This is a genomic window from uncultured Arenimonas sp., from assembly GCF_963976025.1.
GTDB lineage: Bacteria > Pseudomonadota > Gammaproteobacteria > Xanthomonadales > Xanthomonadaceae > Arenimonas.
In genome coordinates this window covers 1-6,873 of record NZ_CAXBJS010000145.1, presented here as the reverse complement: position 1 = coordinate 6,873, position 6,873 = coordinate 1, and the positions used below count along the sequence as shown (strand labels likewise).

8 protein-coding genes are annotated in these 6,873 nt (G+C 70.1%); 3 read left to right on the top strand and 5 right to left on the bottom strand.

Annotated features, from left to right (window positions below):
- On the bottom strand, positions 1-372 hold a 372-nt coding region (locus tag AACZ35_RS10980), incomplete at its 3' end, for a disulfide isomerase DsbC N-terminal domain-containing protein (RefSeq protein ID WP_339829167.1).
- Positions 373-455: 83 nt separating this feature from the next.
- On the bottom strand, positions 456-1,409 hold the full coding sequence (gene xerD / locus AACZ35_RS10975; protein ID WP_339829165.1) for a site-specific tyrosine recombinase XerD: 954 nt from the start codon (positions 1,407-1,409) through the stop codon (positions 456-458).
- Positions 1,410-1,454: 45 nt separating this feature from the next.
- On the opposite strand from xerD, the gene AACZ35_RS10970 reads away from it, so the two are divergent.
- A complete protein-coding gene (locus AACZ35_RS10970) occupies positions 1,455-1,919 on the top strand; it encodes an RDD family protein (protein WP_339829162.1) in 465 nt (154 codons plus the stop codon).
- 12 nt (positions 1,920-1,931) lie between these two features.
- Here AACZ35_RS10970 and lptG read toward each other — a convergent pair whose 3' ends face one another.
- Both lptG and lptF read right to left on the bottom strand, forming a co-directional pair.
- Positions 1,932-3,029: an LPS export ABC transporter permease LptG gene (gene lptG / locus AACZ35_RS10965; RefSeq protein WP_339829159.1), complete on the bottom strand. Its 1,098-nt coding sequence runs from the start codon at positions 3,027-3,029 to the stop codon at positions 1,932-1,934.
- Positions 3,029-4,108 (bottom strand): LPS export ABC transporter permease LptF, encoded by a 1,080-nt coding sequence (lptF, locus tag AACZ35_RS10960; protein ID WP_339829156.1) that lies wholly within the window; start codon positions 4,106-4,108, stop codon positions 3,029-3,031. Before lptF ends, lptG begins: the two co-directional genes overlap by 1 nt.
- A gap of 73 nt (positions 4,109-4,181) precedes the next feature.
- Here lptF and AACZ35_RS10955 point away from each other — a divergent pair, with 73 nt between their 5' ends.
- Together AACZ35_RS10955 and AACZ35_RS10950 are read left to right on the top strand one after the other, a co-directional pair.
- Positions 4,182-5,657: a leucyl aminopeptidase gene (locus tag AACZ35_RS10955; RefSeq protein WP_339829153.1), complete on the top strand. Its 1,476-nt coding sequence runs from the start codon at positions 4,182-4,184 to the stop codon at positions 5,655-5,657.
- Between the two features lies 1 nt (position 5,658).
- Positions 5,659-6,084: a DNA polymerase III subunit chi gene (locus tag AACZ35_RS10950; protein WP_339829150.1), complete on the top strand. Its 426-nt coding sequence runs from the start codon at positions 5,659-5,661 to the stop codon at positions 6,082-6,084.
- A gap of 204 nt (positions 6,085-6,288) precedes the next feature.
- Here AACZ35_RS10950 and AACZ35_RS10945 read toward each other — a convergent pair.
- The coding region (locus tag AACZ35_RS10945; protein ID WP_339829147.1) for a M24B family metallopeptidase at positions 6,289-6,873 on the bottom strand (585 nt) is incomplete at its 5' end.

Here is a 6,873-nt window from a genome sequence, read left to right as displayed (position 1 = left end):
GTCGTCGCCGACATTGGCCAGCATGTCGCGGCGCAGTCTGGCCTCGCTGGCCTGGGTGAGGCTTTCGCGGCTGGCGATGTCGATCAGCGAGCCCTGCAGCAGCTGCTTGCCGTCCTGGGACACGTAGATGATGCGGGCGCCCAGGGCCACTTCCAGGAAGCCGGGGATCGGCGAAGGCGCGATGGCGTCCACCTTCATGCCCGGGGCCAGCGCCTGCAGCGCGGCCTGGATGCGTTCACGGGTGGCTTCGTCGGCGGTGGCCGGGGCCGCGGCTTTGGCGGCAGCCTTGCCGTCGGCGGTGGCCGGGGTTTCGGCGGCGCAGGCGGCCAGGGAGACCGAAAAGGCCAGGGCGAGCAGGGTCGGACGGATCATTCGGAAGGTTTCCTTGCGGCGTTGCGGGTCCGACCGCCGAAGGGCCGGAAAGTTCAGCGATTCTCGCACAGGCGCGGGCCGGTTCAGGCGCGCGGGTGGTGCTGCTGGTGCAGGCGCTTGAGGCCTTCACGCGCGACCAGGGTGTAGATCTGGGTGGTCGAGAGCGAACTGTGGCCCAGCAGCATCTGCAGGGTGCGCAGGTCGGCGCCGTGGTTGAGCAGGTGGGTGGCGAAGCTGTGGCGCAGCCCGTGCGGGCTGACCCGCGCCGGGTCGATGCCCGACACCACCGCGAGGCGTTTGACCACGTTCCAGAACTGCTGGCGGCTGAGCGCCTCGCCGCCCCGGCCCAGGAACAGCGGCGCCGTCGCCCGGCCGCCGGCCAGGGCCTGGCGGGCCTGGTCGAGGTAGAGCTGAAGCCAGTGCTGGGCTTCTTCGCCCAGCGGCACCAGCCGGTCCTTGCCGCCCTTGCCGGTGACCCGCAGCACGCCCTGGCGCAGGTTCACGGCCATCGCGGGCAGGTTCACCAGCTCGCTCACGCGCAGGCCGGTGGCGTACATCAGCTCGACCATGGCGCGATCGCGCAGGCCGGCCGGCGTACCGGTGTCGGGCGCCTGGATCAGGGCTTCGACTTCGCTCTCGGACAGGGCCTTGGGCAGGCTGCGGCGCAGCTTGGGCGGGTCGAGCCGGGCGGTGGGGTCTTCGTCGCGCAGGCCCAGCCGCGCCTGCTGGGCGAAGTAGGCCCGCAGCGCCGACAGCAGCCGGGCATTGCTGCGCGCGGCGTAACCGGCGGTGGTGCGCCAGGCCAGGTAATCGAACAGGCCCTGCCGGTCGACCGCGCCCAGGCTCTGGCCACGCGCGGCCAGCCAGCGGGCCAGGCCTTCCAGGTCGCGCCGGTAGCTGTCCAGGGTCAGCCGCGCCAGGCCACTTTCCGCCCAGGCCCGGTCCAGGAAACCGGTGATCGCGCGCTGGTCGGCCTCCGAAGCCGGCGGCAGGGTCTGGGCGCGGGCGCGTCGGTCGGCGGGGGAACTTGCAGGCATGCGGGCAGCTTAGCGGTCGCCACCGGCCCCGGCTATGCTGTTGCGATGCCTGCAAACCCCTCCCCTTCGAGCGCCGCCAGCGGCCGCCCGGCCCACCTGGGCTGGCGCCTGTTCGCCCTGGTTTACGACTTCTTCCCGGCGCTGGCGCTGTGGTTCGCCACCAGCGCGCTGGTGCTGCTGGTCCGCGGCGGCGAGCCGGTGGAACCGGGCAGCCTGTTTTCCTGGCTCGAGCTGGTGCTGCTGTGGGCGGTGACCGGTTTTTACGCGGTGTATTCCTGGCACCGCGGCGGCCAGACCCTGGGCATGCGGCCCTGGCGGCTGAAGGTGCTGCAGGCCGACGGCCGGCGCCCGCCGCTGCGCGCGCTGCTTGTCCGGTATGCGGTGGCCACGCTGTCGCTGGCGGCCGGTGGCCTGGGCCTGCTGTGGTGCCTTGTTGATCGCGACCGCCGCGGCTGGCACGACCTGGCCAGCGGCACGGTGCTGGTGCGCCTGGACGCCCCGCCGCGCTGAAAGCGCCCGACCCTACTCGCGCCGCGCGAACAGGCCCCAGCACACCGCCAGCAGCCCCAGCGGCGGCAGCAGGTAGGCCAGGCGCGCATCGAAGCGGTAGACGTCGGAAAGGCTGACCACCAGCCGCTGCGCCAGCAGGTAGGCGATGCCGATGACGATGGCGATGAACAGGCGCTTGCCGAAACCACCCGAACGCAGCGAACCGAAGGCGAAGGGCAGCGCCGACAGGCACAGCACCACCACGTTGAGCGGATAGAACCAGCGCGCCCAGTAGGCGTTTTCGAAGGCCTTGGCGTCCAGTCCGTTGCGTTCGAGGTAGCTGATGTTGCGCTGCAGTTCGGCGCTGGACAGGTAACGCGGCCGCGCCACCGCCGACGACACCACTTCGTCGCCCAGGGCCGTGGTCCAGGCCTGGGAGGCGTGGGTTTCGACCTCGACGGAACGTTCGCCGAAGCGGCTGCGCCGCACGTCCTTCAGGCGCCACTGGCCGTCGCGGTGTTCGGCCGATTGCGCCTGCGCCAGTGACAGCAGGCGGCCGCCGTCGTCGAATTCGTAAAGGCGCACGCCCTGCAGTTCGGTCCAGGACTCGCCGTCGGCTTCGCGGCGCTGGCCATCGCGGGCATTGAGGAACAGGTTGCCCTCGCGCGCCCACAGGCCCGACACCCGCGCCATCACCACGTCGCCGGCCTTGGCCGAATTCACCACCAGCTGCGCCTGCTGTTCGCCCGCGGGCGCCGCCGTTTCGGCGTTGACCACCATCAGCAGGGCCAGCAGGCCGCTCGAACCCAGCGCCCCCAGACCGATGCGCAGGCGCGACAGGCCGACCGCGCGCATGGCGGTCAGCTCCGAACGCGCCGCCAGGCCGCCCAGGCCCAGCACGGTGCCGATAAGCGCCGTGGTGGGGAACAGTTCGTAGGCGCGCCGCGGCAGGGTGTAGAGCGTGTACAGGAAGGCGTGGCTGAGCGTGTAACCGCCCTCGCCCACTTCGTCGAGCTCGTTGACCATGGCGGTGAGCAGGTCGAAGCCCAGCAGCACCGCCCAGGTCGCCAGCGTGGCCAGCAGCACGCTGCGCGCCAGGTAGGCGTCGATGCGGCCCGGACGCCGGAACATCATGCCGGCACCCGCCGGCGCGGCAGGCGCCCGTCGGTGGCGTACAGCCAGATGGCCAGTGCGGCCATCGGCAGCAGCAGCCACCACAGGCCCAGCCAGGCCGGCAGGGTGCCGACCGCCAGCCAGCCCTTGCCCAGCACCAGCAGGATCATCGCGTTGATGTAGATAAGCAGCGCCGCCAGCATGCGCCCGTAGCGCGCCTGGCGCGGTTCACCGCGGCCCAGCGGCATGGCCAGCACGCCCAGCACCAGGGCCATCAGCGGCGTTGCGAAACGCCAGTGCAGCTCGGCCCGCGCCGTGGCGCCGGTGGCCGGCCAAAGCGCCAGGGTCGGCACGGCGTCGAGCTTGTCGGCCTCGACTTCGGGCTCGCGGTCGGGCACCTGCAGTTCGTTTTCGGCGAATCGCATCATGCGGAAGTCGCGCGCGGCGGGGTCGCCTTCGACCCGGAAGCCATCGCGCAGCAGCAGGTAGCGGCCGCGTTCGCCTTCCAGGATGAGTTCGCCTTCACGGGCGGTGATGACGTCCAGGCGGCCTTCGCGTTCGGACTGCACGAACATGCGGCCAAAGCGCGAGCCCGCGGTGTCTATCTCGCCGACGTAGAGGATGCCGGCGCGGCCGGGCAGTTCGATGAAGCGCCCGGCCTCGAGCCCGGCGACCAGGAAGGAGCGGTTGGCGTCCTCGACCATGCGCTGGGCCAGGCGCGCGCCCGCCGGCGCGGCCCAGAGCGAGGCAAAGCCGATGACCAGCGCCACCGGCAGGGTGACCGCCAGCAGCGGCCGCCAGAGCTGGCGCGGCCCCAGGCCCACCGAGCACAGCACGGCCATCTCGCTGTCGCCGTAAAGACGGCCGATGGCCAGCAGCAGGCCCACGAACAGGGCCAGCGGCAGCAGCAGCGGCAGCACCTGGATCGAGCGCAGGCCCAGCTGCGACAGCAGCAGGCCGGCCGGCACCTTGCCGCGGGCGATTTCGCTCATCAGGTCCACCAGCAGCCCGCCCAGGCCCACCAGCAGCAGCACCACGGCAACGGCGGCCACGCTTTGGGCAAATTGGCGCAGCAGGTATCGCTCGATGAGCAGCATTCAGTGGCGCCGGGATGGGAGGGGGGTGGGCTTGCTAGAATCGGAGTTTGTGAATTGTAACGGTGACTTGACCATGAGCCTCGAATTTCGCCTGAACCGCCCCGAACCCACCAGCGCCGACGTTGATTGCGTCGTGGTGGGCCTGTTTGCCGACGGCAGCCTGTCGGCGGCGGGCAAGGCCATCGACAAGGCGGCCGGTGGCCGGCTTTCGACCCTGGCCAAGCGCGGCGACCTGTCCGGCAAGACCGGCCGCACCGCCATCCTGCACGACCTGGACGGCGTGAAGGCGCCGCGCGTGCTGGTGGTGGGCCTGGGCGAAGCCGGCAAGTTCGGCGCCCCGCAGTTCCAGAAGGCCGTCACCGACGCCGTGCGCGCCCTGCGCACCGGCCCGGCACGCAGCGCCCTGCTGACCCTGCCCGAACTGGCCGTGGCCGGCCGCGACGCCGCCTGGGCGGTGCGCCAGGCCGTGGTGTCGGCCGACCACGCCGCCTACGTCTACACCGCCACCCGCACCGTGAAGAACGGCGACGACGGCCTTAAGTCGGTCGAAGTGTCCGGCGACCCGGCGCAGCAGGGCGACTTCGAACGCGGCCAGGCCATCGCCGCCGGCGTGGCCCTGGCCCGCGAGCTGGGCAACCTGCCGCCGAACATCTGCAATCCCGGCTACCTGGCCGACACCGCCCACCGCATCGCCAAGGACCATGACGGCGTGACCGCCGAGATCCTCGAGCGCGCCGACATGGAAAAGCTGGGCATGGGCTCGCTGCTGGCGGTCGCCCGCGGTTCGGCCAACCCGCCGCGCATGGTGGTGCTGCGCTACAACGGCGCCGGCGACGCCAAGCCCTACGCCCTGGTCGGCAAGGGCATCACCTTCGACTCGGGCGGCATCAACCTGAAGGTCCAGGGTGGCATCGAGGAAATGAAGTTCGACATGTGCGGTGCCGCCAGCGTCTTCGGCACCTTCCTGTCGGTGGCGAAGATGAAGCTGCCGCTGAACCTGGTGATGGTGGTGCCGGCGGTGGAAAACATGGTGGACGCCGATTCCTACCGCCCCAGCGACGTCATCACGTCCATGTCCGGCAAGACCATCGAGGTCGGCAACACCGACGCCGAGGGCCGCCTGATCCTTTGCGACGCCCTGACCTACGTGCAGCGCTACGAGCCGCAGGCCATCGTCGACGTCGCCACGCTCACCGGCGCCTGCGTCATTGCCCTGGGCAAACACGCCGCCGGCCTGATGAGCAAGCACGACGACCTGGCCGACGAACTGCTGGCCGCCGGCGAAAACGTGCATGACCGTGCCTGGCGCCTGCCGCTGTGGGACGACTACCAGAGCCAGCTTGAGTCCGGCTTCGCCGACGTCTACAACATCGGCGGCAAGGCCGCGGGCACGATCACCGCCGGCTGCTTCCTGTCGCGTTTCACCGAAGGCCAGCGCTGGGCGCACATCGACATCGCCGGTGTGTCCAACACCGAAGGCCGCAAGGGCCTGGCCACCGGTCGTCCGGTCGGCCTGCTGTCGCAGTGGCTGGTGGACCGGGCCGGCTGACATGGCGCGCGCCGATTTTTACCTGATCGGCAAGCCGCGCTTCCGCGAGCAGCCGCTGCTGCTGGTGTGCGAACTGGCCCGCAAGGCCGTGCACGCCGGCCAGCCGCTGCTGGTGCTGGCGGCCTCGGCGCAGCAGGCCGAGGCGCTGGACGACCTGATGTGGTCGTTCGACCCCGACGAATTCCTGCCGCACCAGATCGCCGGCATGGACGAGGACGAAGACGAAGTGGAGGTGCTTATCGCCCCGCCCGAACAATCGCCGGCGCTGCGCCCGCTGGTTCTCAATCTTCGCGACGCGCCGGTGCCCGCCGGCTTCGAGCGCGTGCTTGAAGTCGTGCCCGCCGACCCCTCGGCCCGCGCGCCCCTGCGCGAACGCTGGAAGCACTACCAGGCGCTTGGGGTCGAACTGAACAAGTTCGACATGTGAAGGGTTTTTGCCGCGGATTTACGCGGATGAACGCGGATAAGGCAAAAGCGGTTTTTGCCACGGATGAACACGGAAACACACGGATAAGAGCAGAGCTTCTTGCTTGGTTTTGCTCTATCCGCTTTTATCCGTGTCCATCCGTGTTCATCCGTGGCCAAAAAATGCTCTATCCGCGTTCATCCGCCTAAATCCGCGGCCAAGAACTCAGCCTCGAGAAGCCAGAACGGCCTCCACGGCGTCGGCGTCCTTGGGTACGCCGTCGGTCAGGACTTCGTGGCCGGTCTTGGTGATGGCGACGTCGTCTTCGATGCGGATGCCGATGCCCTGGTATTTCGCGGGCACGCCCTTGCTGCCGGGCGGGATGTACAGGCCCGGTTCGATGGTGAAGACCATGCCCGGCTCGAGTTCGCGGAACTCGCCGGCGACCTTGTATTCACCAACGTCGTGCACGTCCAGGCCGATCCAGTGGCCGGTCTTGTGCATGTAGAAGCGCCGGTAGGCGCCCGACTGCAGCGCGGCCTTCAGGCTGCCCTTGATCAGGCCCAGCGACAGCAGGCCTTCGGTCAGCACTTCCACGGCCGCCTCGTGGCCCAGTATCCAGGGCCGGCCCGGCGCGGCCTGTTCCATGGCCGCGTGCTGCGCGGCCAGCACGATGTCGTAGAGCGCGCGCTGTTCCTTTGAATAGCGCCCGTTCACCGGCCAGGTGCGGGTGATGTCGGAGGCGTAGCCGGCGTATTCGGCGCCGGCATCGCACAGCAGCAGGTCGCCGTCGGCCAGCGGCGCCTTGTT

Bases quoted from the DNA above. Each gene is read 5' to 3' on its own strand.
- lptG (WP_339829159.1), bottom strand. From the start codon at position 3,029: ATGTTCCGGCGTCCGGGCCGCATCGACGCCTACCTGGCGCGCAGCGTG.
- AACZ35_RS10955 (WP_339829153.1), top strand. From the start codon at position 4,182: ATGAGCCTCGAATTTCGCCTGAACCGCCCCGAACCCACCAGCGCCGAC.
- AACZ35_RS10950 (WP_339829150.1), top strand. From the start codon at position 5,659: ATGGCGCGCGCCGATTTTTACCTGATCGGCAAGCCGCGCTTCCGCGAG.
- xerD (WP_339829165.1), bottom strand. From the start codon at position 1,409: ATGCCTGCAAGTTCCCCCGCCGACCGACGCGCCCGCGCCCAGACCCTG.
- AACZ35_RS10970 (WP_339829162.1), top strand. From the start codon at position 1,455: ATGCCTGCAAACCCCTCCCCTTCGAGCGCCGCCAGCGGCCGCCCGGCC.
- lptF (WP_339829156.1), bottom strand. From the start codon at position 4,108: ATGCTGCTCATCGAGCGATACCTGCTGCGCCAATTTGCCCAAAGCGTG.